The organism is Wolbachia endosymbiont of Drosophila leontia (assembly GCF_028981785.1).
In the GTDB taxonomy this organism is placed as follows: domain Bacteria; phylum Pseudomonadota; class Alphaproteobacteria; order Rickettsiales; family Anaplasmataceae; genus Wolbachia; species Wolbachia pipientis.
Genome location: NZ_JAPQLK010000052.1, coordinates 1 through 21,149, shown reverse-complemented (window position 1 = coordinate 21,149; position 21,149 = coordinate 1). Strand labels below are relative to the sequence as shown.

The window sequence follows — 21,149 nt, the reverse complement described above, 5'->3', positions numbered from 1 at the left end:
TAGATATACCTCTTTCTTAACTATGCTTATTTTACCTCATATTTTCGAGATCCTTAACAGGTTCTAAGGAGCTTTTCGAATACGCTCAGATCCTATTTTGCATATGCAACTTCTCTTACTTACTGACGATCCCGATTGATAATGTCCTGGCAGCAAAAGCTGTAAATTGTTTAGCATTGTCAAAGTTATCAACTGATGGCATTTCTGCGACAACAGCAACAGCAGTAAGATATCCTATACCTTTTATAGTCTTAAGGTTTTCCACCATATTTTTTAGATGTGGATAGTTATTTATATGCTCATTAATTTCTTTTTCGAGAACAATAATTTGCTCCTCTATTGCCAAAATTACTTTAGATATAGCTTCTTTGCAACTGGAATGCATATTTTTGTTTTCCAAGCGATTTGTCTGTTGCACCTTATCATCTTTTGGCAATTGCATGCAACGGTAAAGCTCCCTCAAATGCCTCATTTCAGGTGCAATGGGCTTCCAAAGAGCAGGTTTGTTGGCGATACAAAATCTAGCTATCATAGCTGCATCTGATTTATCTGTCTTATTTCTGAGCAGCTCACTTTTGCCAAAAGCTTTGATTTGGGCTGGGTTTACTATACTGACATTATGTCCTAAATCGTGCATAAAAGTAGCCAAATCTTCTCCATACCAACTAGTTGCTTCAAGACATAAATGAGTAAGATTTGCTCCATGGCCATTGCACCAAACTACAAGTTTTGCAAAACCATCTTGATTATTTTGAAAGACTTTGTGTCGTTTTTTACTGTCCACTAACAAACATCAAATTTCTTTTTTGAAATATCCACACCCAAAATAGCATTTACTTGCATAAAATTGCCTCCAAGACTATAAATAAACTGAGAGTTTAGACTAACCTTGTAATACGGGATATAATTCCAAAAGATACTGTTCAGTCTTTAACTCTATGGGAGGGAAGCAAAATCTGGCTTAATGGCATTAGTGTCGCATCAGCTTCACCCTCCCTTTGAGGTATTTTAGCTCTAATGCCTCACATCATAAAGATACAAGTGTCACGCACTGGCATGACACCCTTTTGGATAGAAACCAGTGTCAGGTACTCGGATGACACCATTTACAACCACTCTCCTACCCTTTCTAGCTGTTTATAGCTGTTAAATCTCAGGAATTTATCAAAATATGGAGAGGCAATAAAGGGTGTGGAATTACTTAAATAGTTAGATAAAAAACCAGGCAGATCATTTTTTAATTCTTGCATTTTGTATCTATAATTTTGTATAGAAATAACTTTTATTTTATCATAATCAAGTTTCCAATAAGCAAGTTCTGAGACTTCTCTTTTTGTTATATGTTCTACCGCTAAGGCTTGTAAAATTAATTGCGGAAAAAACCCCGACATCACTTCTTCATTGGAAGGTGGTGAACCAAGTTTATAGTCTATAATTGCTACTTGCCCACTTGATAGATACTCAACTCTATCACATCTTGCTGTCAGTGAAATTTCTTGTGGCTTATTTGTCATCCAAGCAGTTTCATACTGATCACAAGAACCAGTGTCACACGCTGGAATATGAAATATCGGACAGGAAAAGTTCTTTTCCAACTCAACATAATTGCTTCGAGTTTCATCAAATTCGACAAAAGATTGAATTATCTTTTGTAGTCTTACCCACCACATATTTGAAAAATTAAACTGACTAGTCGAGAATGCTTCTCGTGCAATGCTCATTGGAGATTTTTTGTTGCGCAAATATCTTGCAAGAATGTTGTGTACCATAGTGCCAAATTCCAATATCGATGGCTTAAAATTCAAGTCCCTTAATTGTTTAAGGCCCAGTATATACTCAACGTAAAATGAATAAGGATTACGAATTAGCTTTTCTATTGCACTGCAAGACATCACCTGCATTTTTTCTTTTCTAACTTCGGTTTGAGGTTTTGGCATAGGCTGAGTACATGGAACAGTACATTCAGGCGTATTTAATATCCTTAGCCAATCGCGATAAGGATATTTTGACCCCTGCAACAGAATTTCCAAACGCTGCAATAGCATTGGTTTTCTATGGCTTAGCGATCTTGTAATATAAACCTTACTTGCACAAAACAAATCGTGTAAAGTATAAAAAAAATACCCCTGCTCTTCTTGCGCAGAAGGAAGATTAAATTTTTCTCTCGTAAGTGCATTCAAAAGCGGACTTTGAAAGCTTGGCGCTTCATTAAATCCAGCAAGTATCACAACTTTGTTGTGATATAAGCTGAATTTATTCAAGTCACTTGCTACAGAGAAAAACTCTTTCTCTAAAAATAAGGTCAGAATTTGGCTATATAACTCTAAGGAGCATTTAATTTCTACACCCTCACATGCATTTGAAAAATTACAGGTAAAATTACCTATTTCACTATTTAGCTCTGAAAAATTTATACCAGATAATATATTAATACACTGCAAATGAGTTGCTACCACATCGAAAATAGAGCAATTTATAGAGCGAAGTAAAGGATTAAATATAACCTCTAACTTACTGATAATAAGTAATATATCTTCTTTGTATTTTAGCTTTTTATGGGCATTGATAGCATTTATAATATCGCTCAGGCCATTTGTACTAAAGTTGCGTAATACCTCTATTTCAAATTCAGATAAAATCCGAGTGTACTCTTCTTGAGTGTAACCAAAAGTCACTAGCCTATGTTTAAGGAGCGAAAGTAATGACACACTGCTCCAATTTGAGGTCAAAATTTCGATACTATAAAGCAGAAGCGTTATATAAGGGTAATTTTCCGGTATGGCACTGTGTTGCCTTGATAAACATGCTATACGAGCTGCAAGTAATTTATCAAAGACGACCAAAGAAATGTTTTCATAACCTTCATTTTCTATAATTAATGATGTCACTTGTGCTTCTTCCTCTCTGGAATCACAAGTGATGACTTCAATATTGCCAACATGTCCACTACTAACTTTGCTTAGATCGGCAGTTGTATCAAAGACGTAATCTAGATATTCCTCAGGACTTCCTGTTATTCCAGCCCTTTCTTCTGTCATCCAAGTAGCTGACACTGGGATGACACCAGAACACGCTTCTGGCAGAAAACTAACATCCCTTCTATCCACTTTTAAATAATCGAGTAGATCTTTCAGGTAATATTGATAGTGTTTTTTATCAAGCAATTTCCAGTCTTTCTCTTTAATTTTCAAATTCAGGTTAGGCAAAATTATTTTTCCAAATGGCAGATCATATATAGCCTTAATTAACGACTTATCCTTTCCAATTCCAACAAAGATTATATATTGGTCTTTTTGTAAAGAGGTTATCATACTGTTTATGTAATTACTCTTATGTTCTAATATATCTACTACTCCCAAATCTTTTAAAATTTTATTCCATGTTTCAATAAGTAAATTTATGAAACTTTCTATTTTTTTTGAATGTTCATCGAACTCTGCCATTTGGGTATACTGAATTTTATCAAGCAATGATGGCAGGCTATAAGCTAAATCAATTGGAAAATTATCATTATTTTTTCTATTCCACTCCAATATGAATTGAATGAGTAGCAGCGTCCTTTTTGTTGGCTTGATAACTTTGACTCTATCAAGATTTAATATTAAATCCTCCTCATCGATGTTCTCTAGCGAAACTATCTCTGGCAAAATTATGCATTTTTTAGCGTTATAATTCTTGAATGCACTCAGCAGCGCTATCACATCCCTCTTGCAAGGAAGTATGATCTTTACTTCAGGGATTTTTTCTCTTTCATATTCAGAAAATATATGCTGAACCAGCACATCGAAAAGGGATTCATCCACATTAACGGTAAAAACTCTTCCCACTAACAGTAACAATTAATACAATACTTTTATTGTATAGAAATTATTCAAAATATAAACGTGCTTGTATGCTATTATATATTAAAATCTTTTATAACATTACATGACAAACATCAGAATAGAAGTTTTAAATAAATGTGAGCAAGTTGGCTGCAGATGGTTAGTCAACGTTTACTTGATTTATATACACAAAGAATTACCACCAAAATTATATGAAGAAATTTGTGGGCTATTTTATAATAAAGTCATACAAGACTGCCGTTATTATTCCTACAACGAAAACCTTAAAGAAGTTCAATATGACTTCATAGAACCACAAGCTGAGTGGGGCTTGGAGATAAGCTTTTTACCTGGCATGACCGACAATGTAGGCAACACAGCGAAACAAATTGTTAGAGAATATTTAATAAACAAGGACTACATTGATGAAAATGTTTATATCAAAACAAGAAGTTCAAAATTGATTCTAAGTCAAGGGAATTTGCCAACTGAAGATGATATAAAACAAGAATTCAACCCTATCACTGAGTATTGCACGCTTATCTGTAAAAACTATAGCTGGAAATATTATGGTAAATCGAATACCCCACCTGGTGTCATCCCAGTGCCCAGACACTGGGATCCAGAAAATTTCAAGCAATTGTATAATGAAAACTGGATTCCAGTGTCAAGCACTGGAATGACAGGGGGGGAAACAGGAATGACAGAAGGGAGAGCTGGAGATACCCACCCCTGTGTCATTCCAGCGCGTGACCAGGAAAAAGAAAATGGATCCCAGTGTCGGAGCACTGGGATGACAAGAGAGGGCACTGGGATGACAGAAAAAAAAGCTGGAATGACAGGAGAAAGCACTGGAGTGATATCAAGTAGTAATGGAGCTAAATCTGTTGATTTAAATGTAAGTGACCAAGAACTTGAGAAAATCAGCAGAGATGGAATCGATGGTAACGGCACTTTAGGGCTCTCGCTGGCAGCAATGAGAGCTACAAAGGATTACTTTAAAAAACTTAATAGAAATCCATATGATATTGAACTTGAGTCCCTAGCACAAACTTGGTCTGAACATTGTAAGCACAACATTTTCTGCTCTCCTATTGATGAAATAAAAGATGGCTTATATGCACATTACATTAAGCGTGCAACGCGTGAGATAAATTCTGACATATGCGTGTCAGTTTTCTCCGACAATGCCGGAGGAATAATTTTTGATGACGATTACTTAATCGTAGATAAAGTTGAAACTCACAATAGCCCTTCAGCTCTTGATCCATTTGGTGGAGCAATGACTGGAGTGCTTGGAGTAAATCGTGATATAGTTGGTTTCGGTAAAGGCGCAGAGCCTATAATGAATACCTATTACTTTTGCTTTGCCAAAGGAGCAAAAGGCAAGTTTTATAGGGATAAAGAGCGCACTGATGAGATCTTACCGCCAAAATATATAATGAAAGAAGTGATTCACGGTGTTAATGTTGCTGGTAATTGCTCTGGTATTCCAACACAACTTGGATCGGTATATTTTGACGATAGATTTTGTGGAAAGCCGTTAGTCTTTGTTGGCAGTGTCGGAATTATTCCACGCAACATAAATAACGCACCTTCACACATCAAAGGGCCTAAAAACGGCGATAAAATCGTAATTATTGGCGGAAGAGTTGGAAGGGACGGAATTCACGGTGCAACGTTTTCCTCAGAGGCTTTGTCGGGAAACAGCCCTTCAACAATTGTGCAAATTGGTGACCCTATAACACAAAAAAAATTATCCAACGCCGCCTTGGAAGCAAGAGATCTTGATCTTTATAATGCAATAACGGATAATGGAGCAGGCGGTCTATCATCATCTATTGGTGAAATGGGAAAAGACGGATTTGAAGTTGATTTGAGCAAGGTTCTCCTTAAAAACGATGGTATGGCTCCGTGGGAAATATGGATATCAGAATCACAAGAGAGAATGACCTTAGCAGTGCCAGAAGAAAATCTCCCTATGTTTAAGCAAATCATGAAAAAACATGATGTGGAGGTTTGTGTGATTGGAGAGTTCAATGGGAGTGGTAAAGCTGTTGTTAAATGTCCTAAAGGGAAAGTAATAATGGATATCGGAACTGAATTTCTGCATGATGGTAATCCTAAAGTGCATTTACAGACAAAGCCGTGGTCTAAGGAGTCTGCTGTATCCTTTCCTGTCATCCCAGTGCTTGACACTGGGATCCAGCAGGTAAAGCCTGCAAACATTTTACGCCAAAACTCATCTAATGGTGGAATTGAATGTGAAATGGATTCCAGTGTCAGCTACTTGCATGACACCCTTTGCGTGTCAGCTACTTGCATGACATCAAGCCAAGAAACTGAACTAAAAGAAATGCTGAGCAGACCAAACATTTGCAGCAAAGAGTTCATAGTGGTGCAATATGATCATGAGGTTCAAGGATCGTCGGTGTTAAAACCACTGCAAGGCAAGGGAAGAATGTGCAGCGAAGCTATTGTCTCAAGGCCTGTTCTTTCTTCAAATAAAGGTGTTGTAAAATCGCAAGGATTTGGCTCAAGTTATGGAGAAATTGACACCTACCACATGGCAGCATGTGCAATTGACACCGCGATACGCAACTATGTAGCCGCAGGAGGAAATATAAATCATCTAGCGTTGCTCGACAATTTTTGCTGGTGTGATGCTTATAATCCAGAAAGGCTATGGCAGCTAAAGAGAGCTGCAGAGGCTTGTTACGACTTTGCAACTGCATTTAAAACACCATTCATATCCGGAAAAGACAGTATGTTCAATGACTTCAAGGGATATGATGAAAATGGCGAGAAAGTGATAATCTCTGCACCACCTTCATTACTCATCTCAGCAATTGGAATTATAGAAAATATTGAAAATGCGGTATCGCTTGATGTAAAAATGCCAGGGGACTTGATATATGTGCTTGGAGAAACACTTGATGAACTTGGTAGATCTGAATATCAGTTATATGGTGGAATAGGTAATAACAACGTACCAAAAGTTGATGCAAAGAGCGCTAGGAAGTTGTATGAGCGTTACAACCAGGCAATAAAAGATGGCATAATTGCCTCTGCAATTGCACCAAACTTAGGCGGATTAGTTATTGCTCTGGCAAAATCGCTAATTGCAGGAGACCTTGGTGCTGAAATCGATCTTTCACTAGTGCCAATAGGAAAAATACAAAATACAGACATAATAAACAAGATAATAATGTTTTCTGAATCGCAAAGTAGAATTTTGGTTACTATTGCACCACACAATCAGAAGAGGTTTGAAGAATTATTTGAAGGTGCAGTTTATTCATGTATTGGCAAAGTAACAGAGAAAAAGGTGCTAAACATAAAGGATGTTTTAAAAGTAGATCTGAAAGATGTGGCATGCTAATATAAAATATTTTTCTTATTATGCTAAATAACTCTTTTACTATATGTAATGTTTATTTAGAATGAATGTATGTTATTAATTTTGGGTAGGTAATTATGTCTATTTTATCGATACTCCTGTTTATCAGTCTTTCTTTACTCAACACTTCAAATAAATTGATGATATGTGCTGCCTTATTTGTGGGAGCTGCTTTAGTTGTAAATTCAATAGTTGAATTTTATGGCAAAAGTAAAGCTACGTACAGTTTAATAGTGTGTACAGTGCTATGTTGTGTTTTTAAATGGCAAAGTTTTAGTTTGATGATATTGATTTCATATACTGCAATTTTAGTCTCTCTTCTCTCAAGCATAATTATTTTTGAAAAATTGAAGTCCAAGTTGAATTTTCATATGGCAAATTTCATTACTTTAATTATAGCATCAGTGGTTGATAGTGCCGTTGTATGTGTTGGATTACTATACAAATTTTCTGCAGGTAAATGCCTATCAGTATATACTAGAGACTTAATTTTTAAGTTTTCTTATGCGTCAGTATTGAGCATCTGTTTGTTTGTAGGAATGTATTTATTTTGCTTGGCAAACAAGAAGTATTTTAAGATTTCCACGTAACCTGTTTTCTGATATAGCTAAACTGACTTTGGGTCCTAGGGGTGTATTTGGTGCGTAGCAACAGTTTAGAATTTATAGGTAGCCTAAACCCACAACTGTACAAACATTATGATTTGAGCCTATCAGGGGGGTGTCATTCCTGTCTGGAATCCAGAAAAAAGAATGGTGTCATCCCAGTGCTTGACACATAGCTGTACGAACATTCATTTTTGAAGGTAAATTGCACAGCAAATGGTGTCATTCCAGTCTGGAATCCAGAAATTTTGCTTATAACTGGGCTGATGAGCTAAAGGTAGTTGTCTTACGCTAAAACAAACGTTTTTAATTAAGTTGCATAGAACCAGTGTCTGGGCACTGGCCCACTGGTGGGAATTGCTCCTAAACTACAACGTTCGTACAGCTATGTGCTTGACACTGGGATGACATCATAGGGGCACTGGCCTACTTAACCGTCATACCGTCGCGGTATCTCAGCCGCTAACAAGTAGCGGAATGACGATTTATCAAACGCTGCTTAATTTTCCGTAACAGTTGAAAAAATCAATAGAAAATCAATATATCACTATAAATTCACGTATTTTGAGGCTATAATGGTTAATACGCTATATGGTATAATATGGACGATTTTATCAGAGTTAAGGGCGCAAGGGAACATAATCTGCAAGGTGTAGACGTCAATATACCGAAAAATAAGCTAGTTGTTATAACTGGGCTAAGTGGTTCTGGCAAGTCTAGCCTTGCATTTGATACGATTTATGCAGAAGGCCAACGCCGGTACGTTGAAAGCCTGTCAGCTTACGCGCGTCAATTTCTCAACATTCAGGATAAACCAGATGTTGAGTCGATTACAGGTCTCTCTCCTGCAATATCTATCAACCAGAAATCGATCTCAAAAAATCCAAGGTCAACAGTTGGAACTGTTACCGAAATTTACGATTACTTGCGCTTAGTATATGCACGAATAGGAGTTCCTTATTCACCTGCAACTGGATTACCAATAACAAAACAAACGGTGTCTCAAATTGTAGATACTATAATTGCGTTACCTTTGGAAACTAAGATATATATACTTGCCCCTGTTGTGCGTGGTAGAAAGGGAGAACATCTTAAAGAGATATTGGAAATTAAGAGACAAGGTTACGTAAGGTTCAAAATAGATGGTGAAGTGTACAATGTAGATGACTTGCCTAAACTCGATAAGAACAAGAAACACGACGTTTTTGTGGTTGCAGATAGAATATCAATATTGGGCGATATAGGAAATCGGCTGCCAAGTAGTATAGAATCCGCACTAAAACTTGGTAATGGTCTAATGTATGTAGAAATAGTAAACCTACCTGACAACCATAATTCCGAGTATAAAAATGGTCAAATTCTGACTTTTTCAGAGAATTTTGCATGCCCCGAGTCTGGTTTCACTCTTGAGGAAATAGAACCAAGATTATTTTCTTTTAACAGCCCTTACGGTGCATGTGGTTCGTGTAATGGGCTTGGTAAAAAGCTGGCTATTGGTGTGAAGCTGATAGTGCCAGATGAAACTCTTTCAATATCTGAAGGCGCTTTAAAGCCAGTGGGATCAATGTTCCGTCAAGTGCACACAGGTTATAGATTTTTAAAAAGTGCAATTCTATCACTGGCTGAAAATTGTAAATTTAGCCTTGATGTTCCGTGGAAGAACATAGATCAAGAAGTAAAAGATATGATACTCTTTGGCTTCGGTAAATTTCAAGGTTTGGTCAGTATCTTAGAAAACCAGATGGATTATGATGAAACGCTTGTTGAGCGATATTGCTCTGTTACTCACTGCAGAGAATGCACTGGCTATAGATTGAGAAAAGAAGCGCTTACAGTAAAAATTGATAGCAAACATATAGGTGAAATATCAGGGCTTAGTATCGATGAATCCCTTAAGTGGTTTGAAAATTTGCCAGACAAGCTCACAGAACAACAGAAGCAAATCTCAAATAAAATACTAAGTGAAATAATCAAGAGGCTAACATTTTTAAAGAATGTAGGGTTGAATTACCTAACGCTTGATCGAGAATCTAGCACTCTCTCTGGCGGCGAGAGTCAGAGGATCAGACTTGCTTCACAAATTGGCTCTGGTTTAACAGGAGTGCTGTACGTGCTTGATGAACCCTCGATAGGCCTTCATCAATGCGATAATGATCGGTTAATTGCTACACTGAAAAACTTGAGAGACACGGGTAACACTGTAATCGTTGTTGAGCATGATGAAGATACAATAATGGCTGCTGATTATGCGATTGATATTGGTCCTGGAGCTGGCGTAAATGGTGGAAAAGTTGTTGCAGAAGGAACACCAGACCAGGTGCAAAGAAATTCGGGGAGCATAACAGGGCAATATTTGAGTGGAGAGAAAAAAATTTTAATTCCAAGGAGAAGAAAGCAAGCAACTCAGTTCATAAAAGTAATAAATGCATGTGAAAATAACTTAAAAAATGTGAACGTTAAATTTCCTATAGGGAATCTTATTTGTGTTACTGGAATATCAGGAGGGGGAAAATCAAGTTTAGTCATAGAAACGTTATATAAATATTCAGCACATAAGATACATCATTCGTCTGCAAGGTATGGTCAGTGTGATAGAATAGAAGGCCTTGAATATATAGATAAAGTTATAGAAGTTGATCAGTCGCCAATTGGTAGAACTCCTGCGTCAAATCCAGCAACATATGTTGGTATGTTCACTCATATAAGAAATTGGTTTGCAGGTCTTTCGGAGTCAAAAGCAAGGGGATATAATATAGGCCGGTTTTCATTTAATACCAGAGGGGGAAGGTGTGAGGCTTGTAAAGGTGATGGGCACTTAAAGATAGAGATGCATTTTCTACCGGACGTTTATGTGAAGTGTGAGCAGTGTAAAGGGCGAAGGTATAATCGGGAAACATTGGAAGTTACTTATAAAGAAAAATCAATCTCTGATGTCCTTGATATGACGATAGATCAAGCTTGTGATTTTTTTGAAAACCTTCCAATGGTAAAAGAAAAGTTGATTTCTTTGCAGGAAGTGGGGCTTGGCTATATAAAACTCGGACAGTCGTCAACAACGCTGTCTGGGGGTGAAGCACAACGAATAAAGCTGTCCAAGGAGCTATCAAAACGATTTACCGGAAGAACATTGTATATTCTTGATGAGCCAACAACTGGATTACACTTTGAAGATATAAATAACTTACTAAAAATACTCCATAGATTAGTCGATCTGGGAAACACTGTTATAGTTATCGAGCACAATTTGCACGTTATAAAAACTGCAGATTATATAATAGACATCGGACCAGAGGGCGGAATAAAAGGCGGAGAAGTGATTGCTACTGGAACTCCAGGAGAAGTGGCAAAAATTCCAGAAAGTGTTACAGGCAGGTATCTTAAAACGTATTTATTATAAACTATTTCTTAATTATATTAGGCTAGGTTGCATATTTATGATTTGGAGATAAGAATGTCAGTATATCGATACTTTAGAAGGTACGTTGAATATGGAGTTGTACCTGCTAAGAAAGCAGAAGATAACACACTAGTTCCAGAAAATAGTTTCTATAAATCTGTACGTTACGTTGATAATGTGCTAGGACCTGTGAAAGATGTAATTTGTGGAGTTGAGAGTAAAGACAATTATAACAAGTATTATCAAGATAATGATAAACGTGGGTCACAGGGCAGAGAAAGTGTATTCATTGTGTGCACTTGGTGCTATTTTAGCAGCCAACATAATATTGCAACCTTTATGTTTGATACTATAACTAAAGTGACTTAGGTTTACCGACGATTTGATAAACGACAAATTCGTCATCCCGCTGCTTGTTAGCGGGATCTAGAGATACCGCGGCGGTATGACGTAGGAAAACCTGACTTGCACTAGCTACAGCACTCAGCAGTGGCTCAGTTTGAACTATATTGAAATGAAATAAAAAGTGAAAGAGTGTAAGCTTAAGTTACTTTAGCTATACTATATAAATTATTTTATAATATATTTAATGAGTTGTGAACCTTCTCTTGCTAAAAAAAGCTACAAATCTCATATTTCCAAGCGTATGCGTAAGTTGCGAATGTATCATTGATGAAAATCTTAATCTGTGTAGTGAATGCAACAAAAAAATCAATTTTCTAACTAAGCATTACTGCAATGTTTGTGGCGTAGTAATCTCAGACAATACTTATACGTGTGGTAAGTGCATCATCAATCCTCCACCGTTTAAAGTATTAAGATCAGTTTTTGCTTATGATCAACATAGTAGAAACATGATTATAAATTTCAAATTTTTTGATAATTTGAATTACGTAAAAATCTATGCAAAGTGGATACACCAAGCTAATCAGGATACATTTCAGAACGCAGAGGTCATAATTCCTATACCGTTACATAAAATGCGCTTGTTTAAACGTAAATATAATCAAGCAGCGTTGCTTGCAAAAGAGTTGAGTAAGTTGTCCAATTTATCCTATACGCCATTTGCAATAAAACGCCTTCGCCATACTGTGCCTCAAGCTGGTCTTTCACTTAAACAGCGTGAAAAAAACTTAAAGAAGGCTTTTAAAATAAGCAACAAGAAAATTATCAAAAATAAAATCGTGATATTAGTTGATGATGTGGTAACAACCGGAGCAACTGTAAGATCTTGCTCTTAGGAAATTTTAAACTCCGGTGCAAAAGAAGTGAGAGTGCTATCACTTGCAAGAACGGTAAATGATTGTGAAACTATTACGTAAAAATCTTGACTTGTTTTTGTTTTATCTATAAAATAACTTATAGCAAATAGTTGTTGGAGAGCTTATGAGTATAAAAGAGCAAGAAATTGATGCCATATTCCAAGAAATAGAGCAAGAATCAAAAGAAAGTGACATAATTGAAGAAATTAAGCAAAAGCTGCTCGTATGTAACCAAGATACATACAATCAGTGGAAAAGACTTAATTTTCACATAGATCATTTATTTGAAATACGGCAAGAGATTACCCATGCTTCTAGGTATTATACTACTGCGTTAAATATTGCTGCTCATAAAGGCTTAGTAAAAACAGTAAGACGTCTACTGGAGAAAGGTGCAGAGGTTAGTACACGCGATGGTGGTAGACACACTGCTCTGCATTGTGCCGCTAACAGCGGTAATACGGAAATAATAGAATTACTACTGGAGCAAGGAGCATATATTCACTCATGTTCTAAACTTGGCTCAACACCGCTGCATTTTGCTGCTACTAATAATCATATAAATGCAGTGAGGTGCCTGTTAAATAAAGGAGCTAGTCCTTTAGCACTAGATAATAATAATTCCATTCCCAGTATGTTTGCTACAGACAAAGAGGTGATTGCTGTCTTGGAGAAAGCAGAAGAAGAGAAGCCTAAGGAAAATGCTGCAAAGGAGGCAGAGGAAAAAAAACATCAGGAAGAGGCTGCTGCTTTAAAGAAAGCAGAAGAAGAAAAACATAAGAGAGAAATGGAATGTAAGAAAAAAAGGCAAGCAAAAATGATTGCTGTAGGTGGTATTGCAACTGCATTGATAGTGGCGGGTATTGGATACATTGTTGAATTACCTATACTAGTATAGCCTTTCTTATAATAGTCCGAATGCGATAAGATATGTGTTTATGGCTATAGCAGGCCAGTAGCATATTACGGTCTGTTCGGATTATTGTAAAAAGAGCTATAACTATTGGTATATCTGTATCCATTGCATTAGTACCTGTTTGCATTGCGTACGTAATGTCAAAAACTAACACTAAAATGGAAGAAACAGAGAGTTTTGTGCAGAAAGTTGGCCAGAATATATAGGTCAAGATGCAACTTTATTTTTAATAACCTCAACATCGCTAAATTCAAAAGTTTGGTTGCCTATAATTTGAAATTTCTCATTTCCCTTTCCTGCAACTAGCAGAATCATACCCTCGTTATAGGCAATATCTACGCCTTTCTCTATAGCTTCTCTCCTACCTCCTATCTCCAGTGCATCAGGGCAATGTAGCAAAATATCGTGGCGAATTTTTGCCGGATCTTCATCACGCGGATTATCATCTGTAATTATTACTTTATCTGCATACATTTGTGCTATTTTGCCCATTTCTGAACGTTTCGTCTGATCGCGATTTCCACCGCATCCAAAAACTAGAATTATTTTTTTGTTGATATGCCATTTTAAAGACAATAGGGCTTGTTTAAGCGCACTTGGAGTATGAGCGTAATCCACGAATGCAAAAGGTTTCACTTTTTCCATTCTTCCTGATGGAGAAATGAGTTTTTCTACGCATATTTCTCTGTAATTTAATCCAGATATACCGATTGCACATAGCAGATTATATGCTTGAAATTTTCCTAAAACTGGGAAAAATGTATTGTAAATTTGGTTATCAATTTTTACTGTAAGATGTTGACCATTAGGGGTTGGTGTTTGCTCTAATAAAGTAATATCAGAGCCTTTTTTTCCATAAGTCACAACTTTATTACTGCGTTTTTCAGCTATTTTAAGCAATGCGCCGTATTCATCTATATCCGCATTTAAAATCGCTGTTTTTCCTTCTGGTAATACTTCGTAAAATAACCTTTTTTTGGTTTCTAAATATCCACCAAGACTTTTATGGTAATCTAAATGATCTTGCGAGAAATTAGTAAAAGCTGCAGCACTCAACTTTAATCCATGGATTCTGTATTGATCAATCCCATGACTTGATGATTCCAACACTAAGCGTTCTACACTTATACCACGCAATGTTGCGTAAAGGTCTTCTGCACCTGGAGTGGTAAGGCTGTTGCTATTACCTTTTCTGCCATTATTGATGCATGTTCCAAGTGTTCCAATAGACGCAGCATTATAGCCAGAGTTTTGCCAGATCTGGCGGCAAAATTCTACTACTGAAGTTTTACCATTTGTACCAGTTACAGCAGCAACATATTTGGGCTGTTTGAATTGATAAAACCTGCTGACTATTTCGCTGTATATTTCTTGAGGGTTTAGGTGTTCAAGCACTGCAAAACCCGGAGTACTTGTCATGCAAGTAGCTGACACTGGAATCCAGTTTTTATTATACAATTGCTTAGTGTGTTCATTTACAATTAAATTTTCTGGATCCAAGTAGTCAAGCACTGGGATGACATCTTTCTTGGCCCCTTGTATCACAACGTCTACACAGTTGTGTACGTAACACTGTGATTCAGTAGGAAGGATATGGATTCCAGTATCGCATGTTGCGTATTCTTTACTCCTTTCTGACATACAAACAAAAAGATAACCTTCCTTGACTCTCTTGGGATTACATGTAACGCCCTTGATTTCAATATCAAAGTTAACATCAATAATGTTATGCAGTAATTCTCTCAGTTTCATCTGCCAGCTTTGATATTCAAACATGGCAGTCTTGCTAGTGCAGCATTTAAATCAGAGATCAAATCTTCAGAATCTTCTAGTCCACAAAATATCCGCATGAAACTTCCACCATAATCTGAATTCATTACAGATCTTGACATAGATCTACGATCTATTGGTAATATCAAACTGTCACACCCTCCCCAAGAAGCACCAATACTAAAAATTTTCATATGATCAACCATGCAGCTTAGTTCTTCACATGAATATTCTCTATCCAGTATTATACTAAATACGCTACTTGCTCCTTTGAAGTAACCTTTCCATAATTCGCGTTGAGGATGGGAGGGAAGTGCTGGATACAAAACTTTTTTGATTTTTGAATGTTTTTCTAGCCACTTTGCCACTTCCATTGCTGTATTTTGGTGCCTTGCCATACGTGCATGCAGTGTTCTTAGTCCCCTATGTGCAAGGTAGCAGTCGTGCGATTGAATGGTTACTCCATAATTTTTATAGCTCTCATAAAGCAATTTAAAAGTTTCACCTTCAGCAACCATAGCTCCCATCACTAAATCTGAGTGACCGGCTAGATACTTTGTCACCGCATATAGTGCAACATCAACTCCATAATCAAGCGGCTTAAATAACAAAGGAGTGGCCCATGAATTGTCACAAACGGTTACAATTCCACGTTCTTTAGCAACTTTTACTATATGCTCTATATTCGAAATCTCAAACGTTACAGAACCAGGAGTCTCGATCATTATCAATGAAGTATTACTCTGAATTAAATCAGCTATATCCTGTGTTGGATCATAAAAAGTTACTTCTGTTCCTCTTTTTGGTAGCTCATTTTCTGCAAACCTCCTAAGCCTATAATAACTATTATCTTGAATTAAAACGTGCGAGCCTGCTTTAGCGAAAGTTAGAATAGCAAAAGTAAGTGCAAATAGTCCGGAAGGATAAATAAGCGCTTGTCCACTCCCTTCAATTTCAGCCAGTGCATTTGAAAGATAATGAACAGTAGGAGTACCAACATTACTGTAGCTATAATCCCTTGCAACACCATCGTTGATTACATCGTATATACTTTCTCCATTTGCTGCATTTAAGTAGTCCTTGTAAGTAGGGAATAATATGGTAGAAGAATGATAAACTGGCGGGTTCATGGAACCTTTATAGTCATTAAATTTTCTTCCTGCTTTAACTAATATAGACTCTTCCTTCACATTTTTATTATTTATTTTTTAAATTGTACTCATCTTGCGTATATAAGTGAAGAGAAATTGCATGTATTAGCTCTATCTCACCCTTCAATAACTCATAAATCAACTTGTGTCTTTTTAGAACGCTCATTCCAATAAAGCCGTCAGATATTAATATTAATTTAATGTGCGAAGGTAATGTTGAAGATGAAGCAAAATAATGATCAGCATGCTTTGCTGATTCATCGATAATGTTGATATCAATTACATCTATCGAATCGCGTATCTTTTCTTCTATTGCTTTAATAATATCCATAATGGTTTCTTTAAGCAACAATATGCTCCTCTTGTCATCCCAGTATCAGCTACTTGGATGACAATCGCAATTACTTATTCTCTTCTTTATTATCTATGTCTTGATAATCAGAATCTACTACTTTTTCCTCTTTATCATTTGGATTTCCTTCTGATGAAAAGCCATTTTCAGCACTATTTTGTTGAGATGCTTGATACATAGCTTCTCCAAGTTTCATAGATAATTGAGAAAGATTAGTGACTTTCTGCTGTATTGAATCAGCGTCATCAATGTTATCAGATTTACTAACTTCTTTTAATTCGTTAACTGCATTTTCAATAGCAGATCTATCTTCTGGTGAAACTTTATCACCATACTCTGTCAGAGACTTTTCTGTAGAATGGACTAAGCTATCCGCTTGATTCTTCACTTCAATAAACTTTTTGCGCTTTTCATCTTCTTGCGCTTTTTCTTCAGCTTCTTTTACCATGCGATTTATTTCACCATCAGATAAACCACCTGAAGATTGAATGCGTATTTTTTGCTCTTTTCCAGTAGCTTTATCTTTTGCAGAAACGTGTGCTATTCCATTTGCATCTATATCAAATGTCACTTCAATTTGTGGCCTTCCGCGCGGAGCAGGAGGTATCCCTTCCAAACTAAACTGACCGAGTAGCTTATTATCAACTGCCAGTTTTCTTTCACCCTGATGCACCTTAATTGTAACAGCTGTTTGGTTATCTTCTGCAGTTGAAAACACCTGAGATTTTTTAGTAGGAATTGTAGTATTACGCTCAATAAGCGGAGTGAATACTCCTCCTAGAGTTTCAATACCAAGAGAAAGTGGGGTCACATCAAGTAGTAACACATCTCTTACATCACCTTGAATGATCCCCGCCTGTATTGCAGCTCCAATTGCTACAACTTCATCAGGGTTAACTCCTCTATGTGGATCTTTGCCAAAGAATTCTTTAGCTTTCTCTATGACTTTTGGCATACGAGTCATGCCACCAACAAGAACCACTTCGCCAATTTGACTAGCAGATAAACCAGCATCCTCAAGAGCTTTTTTACAAGGAGCCATAGTTCTTTCGATTAAATCATTCACTAAGCTTTCAAGTTTTGCTCTCGTTAATTTCATATTTAAGTGTTTTGGACCACTTGCATCAGCTGTAATAAACGGTAGATTTATTTCCGTTTCCATTGCACTTGATAATTCAATTTTCGCTTTTTCAGCAGCTTCTTTGATTCTTTGCATAGCCATTGGATCATTTTTCAAATCAATGCCATTACTTTTCTTGAATTCATCTAGTAAATAACTCACTACTCCATTATCAAAGTCTTCACCTCCAAGATGGGTATCACCGTTTGTTGCTTTCACTTCGAAAACTCCATCACCTATTTCAAGTATTGAAACGTCAAATGTACCACCACCAAGGTCATATACTACTATTGTGTGCCCATGTTTCTTATCAAGACCATAAGCAAGTGCTGCAGCAGTCGGTTCATTTACTATTCTGAGTACATTTAATCCGGCAATTTTTCCTGCATCTTTTGTTGCTTGACGTTGAGAGTCGTTGAAGTATGCTGGCACTGTTATCACAGCATCTTTTACTTCCTCTCCAAGATAAGCTTCTGCTGCCTCTTTCATGTTTTGTAGTATAAATGCACCAATTTGACTAGGAGAATATTCTTTATTATCAGTTGTTTTAACCCATGCATCACCACTTTTTGCTGCAAACACTTTGTATGGTACACTTAGATTTTTCATCTCAGGATCACTATATTGACGGCCTATTAATCTCTTAGTAGCAAAAAAGGTATTACTTGCATTGGTGGTTGCTTGCCTTTTTGCTGGAGCACCAATCAACCTTTCTCCTGAAGAAGTCAATGCAACTATAGATGGAGTAGTTCTTGCCCCTTCTTTATTTTCTATTACCTTTGTATCCTTGCCCTGCATTATTGCAACACAAGAATTTGTTGTTCCGAGATCTATGCCTATTGCTCTTCCCATAATGAGTACCCCATTGTAAATATTATCTGATATAAGAATATATAAGTATAGGGCTCATTAATTACAAGCCCAATTTAGGTTTCTAATTAGTTATTAGAACTTAAAAGGCGCGAAAGCCACTTAGTCAGCCAAAAATTGCCTCGTAGTTTATTTGAATTATCAGCTTCTTCATTGCTGCTATCCCCAATTTGGTATCCAGAGTTCTGTAATGGCTTATAACCGTTTAAATTAACATCATCTCCTTGTTTTAAAACAAATGTATTTATATCTAAACTGTTATCAATACTAACGTTCAATGTAATATTAAACTCTTTTTCGATTGTAGAAACTGTATTGCGTTTGTTATTAAAAATGTGCGCTATAACTGCACTGTGTGCTACTAAATCAAAAGACTTATTTCGATTCTTGTTAGCAATATATTGTAAATCCCTTAGTATTGATGAAACAATTGCTTCGTTTGATTTTACTCTTCCAGCACCTTTGCAGTGTAAACACTCTGTAGTATTAATTTCTTGTATGTTTGGTTTAATTCTTTGTCTTGAAAATACCATTAAACCAAAGTCATTTATGTAGCTAAATTGAACTTTAGCTTTATCATCTTTAAACGCTTGCTTTATAGCAGACTCAACAGCTCTGCAATACTGATATTTCAACATATCAATAAAATCGACTACTATTAATCCTGATAGGCCCCTAAGATTCACCTGTCTTGATATTTCAGGTACTGCTTCCATGTTGGTTCTATAAGCTGTTTCTTCTATGCTATCTTCTCCTGTCATCTTTCCTGAATTCACGTCTATCGAAACAAACGCCTCAGTTAAAGTTATTATCAAAGACCCACCAGATGGCAATTCTACTCTATTGCTATATAACTCAGAAATTTGATCTTCGATTCCGTAGTAAGTAAAGATCGGAGCATAACCTCTATACAATCTATAGCGCAACTTACTACCCTTTAGTGCATTGTTAGCATATTGCCTAACTGCCTCAAAAGCTTCCTTTCCAGACACTATAACTTCTATACCATCGCTACAAAAATCACGAACAGATCTCATAATTACATCTGCTTCATTGTAAATTAATGATGGAACGTTTACAGAGAAGGCATTTTTTTGAATGCTCTGCCATAATGAGGATAAGTAATTGTAATCCTGCTCAATTTCTTTCTTATTTTTTCCTGAACCAACAGTCCTTACTATCAAACCTGACCTTTTTGGCAAGTTTATTGAACTCAGTATCTCCTTTAACTGCTTTCTGACATTAGCATCTTCAATTCTGCGAGACACTCCACCTTTACTCATGGAATTTGGCATGAAAACACAGTATCTACCCACTAAAGTTATGTATGTTGTAAATGAAGCTCCTTTATTGCCTCGTCCCTCTTTAGTTAGCTGAACCAATACTTTTTGATTTACTGAAATAACACCTTGTAATTTGTATTTTTTATATAAAGGTACCTCTCTTACAAAACCACTACCTGACTCGTTGACATTCTTACTAGCTGCAGAATCTGAAGAGACATTTGCTATGGTATCGTTCCCTTTTTCTGTATAATCGTCATTTGAGTAGCTCTCAAAGATAGTTTCCTTTTCTTTTTCTGGAATATTGAAGTAATCTAGAGATATCTCGGAAAAAGACAAAAAACCTTGCTTATTTTTTCCATATTCGATAAATACGGCTTGCAAAGAAGGCTCTATACGCTTTATATAGGCAACGTATATATTACCTCTTAATTGTTTTTTTTCCTTGAATTCTTGTTCAAATTCTACAACCTTATTATTAACTGACAAGGCAACTCTTACCTCATTAGAACAGGTGGAATTTTCTATCAATAATAACCTTTTACCACTATTTACCACTTATTTACCGTTTGCTTTTCATTTTGAAGTTAACTCCATGCTACTTAATGCACTGTTGATTGTCAAGAATTTTACGATCTGCATTATTCGGTTGACTTTTAGTGTTTTGCGTAATAAACTCGCATAGAATTTATTATATCATTGTAAGTATGGCGAAAAAAAATGCTTCTTTGCTCGTTAAGTTAGTTAGCACTGCAATCAAGACAACAAAAACTAGTGAAGAAAAATCAACAGGTTATTTTTATGTAAAAAAGCGTAATCCAAAAAAGCTTGCCAAAAAACTGGAGTTTAGGAAGTATGACCCAGTAGTCAGAAGGCATGTGTTATTTAAAGAAGAAAAACTAAAGTAATTTTTTTATAAGGGATTTTATTATTATGAAAAATTTACAATTAAGTTATCCTATAACAGTAGAGTTGGGGGATGTGAAAGATACAAAACTGAAATTAATAAAGGTCATTGCACAATTAATAAGTAAGAAGTACACAACACAGAAAAAAGCAGCAAACGCTCTAAGAACCTGTTAAGGATCTCGAAAATATGAGGTAAAATAAGCATAGTTAAGAAAGAGGTATATCTATGCAAAAAAGCTATCCAAGAGATATAAGTAAAGAACAATTTGAAAAAATTAGACCAATACTGG

General features: G+C 36.2%; 13 protein-coding genes and 3 pseudogenes. 8 read left to right on the top strand and 8 right to left on the bottom strand.

Annotated features, from left to right (window positions below):
• Window positions 1-69: 69 nt before the first annotated feature.
• Window positions 70-843: pseudogene (locus OZD63_RS01760) on the bottom strand (IS110 family RNA-guided transposase); the annotation flags it as partial.
• Between the two features lie 263 nt (window positions 844-1,106).
• On the bottom strand, window positions 1,107-3,827 hold the full coding sequence (locus OZD63_RS01755; RefSeq protein ID WP_275007967.1) for a PD-(D/E)XK nuclease family protein: 2,721 nt from the start codon (window positions 3,825-3,827) through the stop codon (window positions 1,107-1,109).
• A 100-nt stretch (window positions 3,828-3,927) separates the two neighbouring features.
• Between OZD63_RS01755 and OZD63_RS01750 the strand changes: the two genes are divergently transcribed.
• The 7 genes and pseudogenes from OZD63_RS01750 to OZD63_RS01720 all read left to right on the top strand — a co-directional run bounded on the left by OZD63_RS01750 (window position 3,928) and on the right by OZD63_RS01720 (window position 13,386).
• Window positions 3,928-7,206, top strand: a complete 3,279-nt coding sequence (locus OZD63_RS01750) for an AIR synthase-related protein (protein ID WP_275007965.1) — start codon at window positions 3,928-3,930, stop codon at window positions 7,204-7,206.
• Window positions 7,207-7,301: 95 nt separating this feature from the next.
• Window positions 7,302-7,814 (top strand): hypothetical protein, encoded by a 513-nt coding sequence (locus OZD63_RS01745; RefSeq protein WP_275007964.1) that lies wholly within the window; start codon window positions 7,302-7,304, stop codon window positions 7,812-7,814.
• Window positions 7,815-7,864: 50 nt separating this feature from the next.
• Window positions 7,865-8,005: a hypothetical protein gene (locus tag OZD63_RS01740; RefSeq protein WP_275007962.1), complete on the top strand. Its 141-nt coding sequence runs from the start codon at window positions 7,865-7,867 to the stop codon at window positions 8,003-8,005.
• A gap of 425 nt (window positions 8,006-8,430) precedes the next feature.
• Window positions 8,431-11,226, top strand: a complete 2,796-nt coding sequence (gene uvrA, locus OZD63_RS01735) for an excinuclease ABC subunit UvrA (protein ID WP_274979731.1) — start codon at window positions 8,431-8,433, stop codon at window positions 11,224-11,226.
• Between the two features lie 54 nt (window positions 11,227-11,280).
• Window positions 11,281-11,595, top strand: a complete 315-nt coding sequence (locus tag OZD63_RS01730; RefSeq protein WP_010082388.1) for a hypothetical protein — start codon at window positions 11,281-11,283, stop codon at window positions 11,593-11,595.
• Between the two features lie 227 nt (window positions 11,596-11,822).
• A pseudogene (locus OZD63_RS01725) lies at window positions 11,823-12,464 on the top strand (ComF family protein); the annotation flags it as partial.
• Window positions 12,465-12,612: 148 nt separating this feature from the next.
• A complete protein-coding gene (locus OZD63_RS01720; RefSeq protein ID WP_274979733.1) occupies window positions 12,613-13,386 on the top strand; it encodes an ankyrin repeat domain-containing protein in 774 nt (257 codons plus the stop codon).
• Window positions 13,387-13,611: 225 nt separating this feature from the next.
• On the opposite strand, the gene murE is transcribed toward OZD63_RS01720, so the two are convergent.
• From murE to OZD63_RS01695, 5 genes and pseudogenes are all read right to left on the bottom strand, one after another.
• Window positions 13,612-15,156 carry a UDP-N-acetylmuramoyl-L-alanyl-D-glutamate--2,6-diaminopimelate ligase gene (gene murE, locus OZD63_RS01715; protein WP_275007968.1) on the bottom strand — a complete coding sequence of 515 codons (1,545 nt, stop codon included), beginning with the start codon at window positions 15,154-15,156 and terminating at the stop codon, window positions 13,612-13,614.
• Window positions 15,131-16,364: pseudogene (gene metC, locus OZD63_RS01710) on the bottom strand (cystathionine beta-lyase). Before metC ends, murE begins: the two are co-directional and overlap by 26 nt.
• Window positions 16,365-16,371: 7 nt before the next feature.
• Window positions 16,372-16,656 carry a BolA family protein gene (locus OZD63_RS01705; protein ID WP_010962929.1) on the bottom strand — a complete coding sequence of 95 codons (285 nt, stop codon included), beginning with the start codon at window positions 16,654-16,656 and terminating at the stop codon, window positions 16,372-16,374.
• A 70-nt stretch (window positions 16,657-16,726) separates the two neighbouring features.
• Window positions 16,727-18,649, bottom strand: a complete 1,923-nt coding sequence (dnaK, locus tag OZD63_RS01700; RefSeq protein WP_275007961.1) for a molecular chaperone DnaK — start codon at window positions 18,647-18,649, stop codon at window positions 16,727-16,729.
• 86 nt (window positions 18,650-18,735) lie between these two features.
• Window positions 18,736-20,508 carry an Rne/Rng family ribonuclease gene (locus OZD63_RS01695; protein WP_275007960.1) on the bottom strand — a complete coding sequence of 591 codons (1,773 nt, stop codon included), beginning with the start codon at window positions 20,506-20,508 and terminating at the stop codon, window positions 18,736-18,738.
• A gap of 149 nt (window positions 20,509-20,657) precedes the next feature.
• On the opposite strand from OZD63_RS01695, the gene rpmG reads away from it, so the two are divergent.
• Window positions 20,658-20,858, top strand: a complete 201-nt coding sequence (gene rpmG / locus OZD63_RS01690; RefSeq protein WP_274980000.1) for a 50S ribosomal protein L33 — start codon at window positions 20,658-20,660, stop codon at window positions 20,856-20,858.
• Between the two features lie 104 nt (window positions 20,859-20,962).
• On the opposite strand, the gene OZD63_RS01685 is transcribed toward rpmG, so the two are convergent.
• A partial coding sequence (locus OZD63_RS01685) for a hypothetical protein (RefSeq protein WP_275007958.1) occupies window positions 20,963-21,149 on the bottom strand: 187 nt, incomplete at its 5' end.

Coding starts and splice junctions, on each gene's coding strand:
- murE (WP_275007968.1), bottom strand. CDS start 15,156: ATGAAACTGAGAGAATTACTGCATAACATTATTGATGTTAACTTTGAT.
- OZD63_RS01705 (WP_010962929.1), bottom strand. CDS start 16,656: ATGGATATTATTAAAGCAATAGAAGAAAAGATACGCGATTCGATAGAT.
- dnaK (WP_275007961.1), bottom strand. CDS start 18,649: ATGGGAAGAGCAATAGGCATAGATCTCGGAACAACAAATTCTTGTGTT.
- OZD63_RS01745 (WP_275007964.1), top strand. CDS start 7,302: ATGTCTATTTTATCGATACTCCTGTTTATCAGTCTTTCTTTACTCAAC.
- OZD63_RS01730 (WP_010082388.1), top strand. CDS start 11,281: ATGTCAGTATATCGATACTTTAGAAGGTACGTTGAATATGGAGTTGTA.
- uvrA (WP_274979731.1), top strand. CDS start 8,431: ATGGACGATTTTATCAGAGTTAAGGGCGCAAGGGAACATAATCTGCAA.
- OZD63_RS01750 (WP_275007965.1), top strand. CDS start 3,928: ATGACAAACATCAGAATAGAAGTTTTAAATAAATGTGAGCAAGTTGGC.
- rpmG (WP_274980000.1), top strand. CDS start 20,658: ATGGCGAAAAAAAATGCTTCTTTGCTCGTTAAGTTAGTTAGCACTGCA.
- OZD63_RS01720 (WP_274979733.1), top strand. CDS start 12,613: ATGAGTATAAAAGAGCAAGAAATTGATGCCATATTCCAAGAAATAGAG.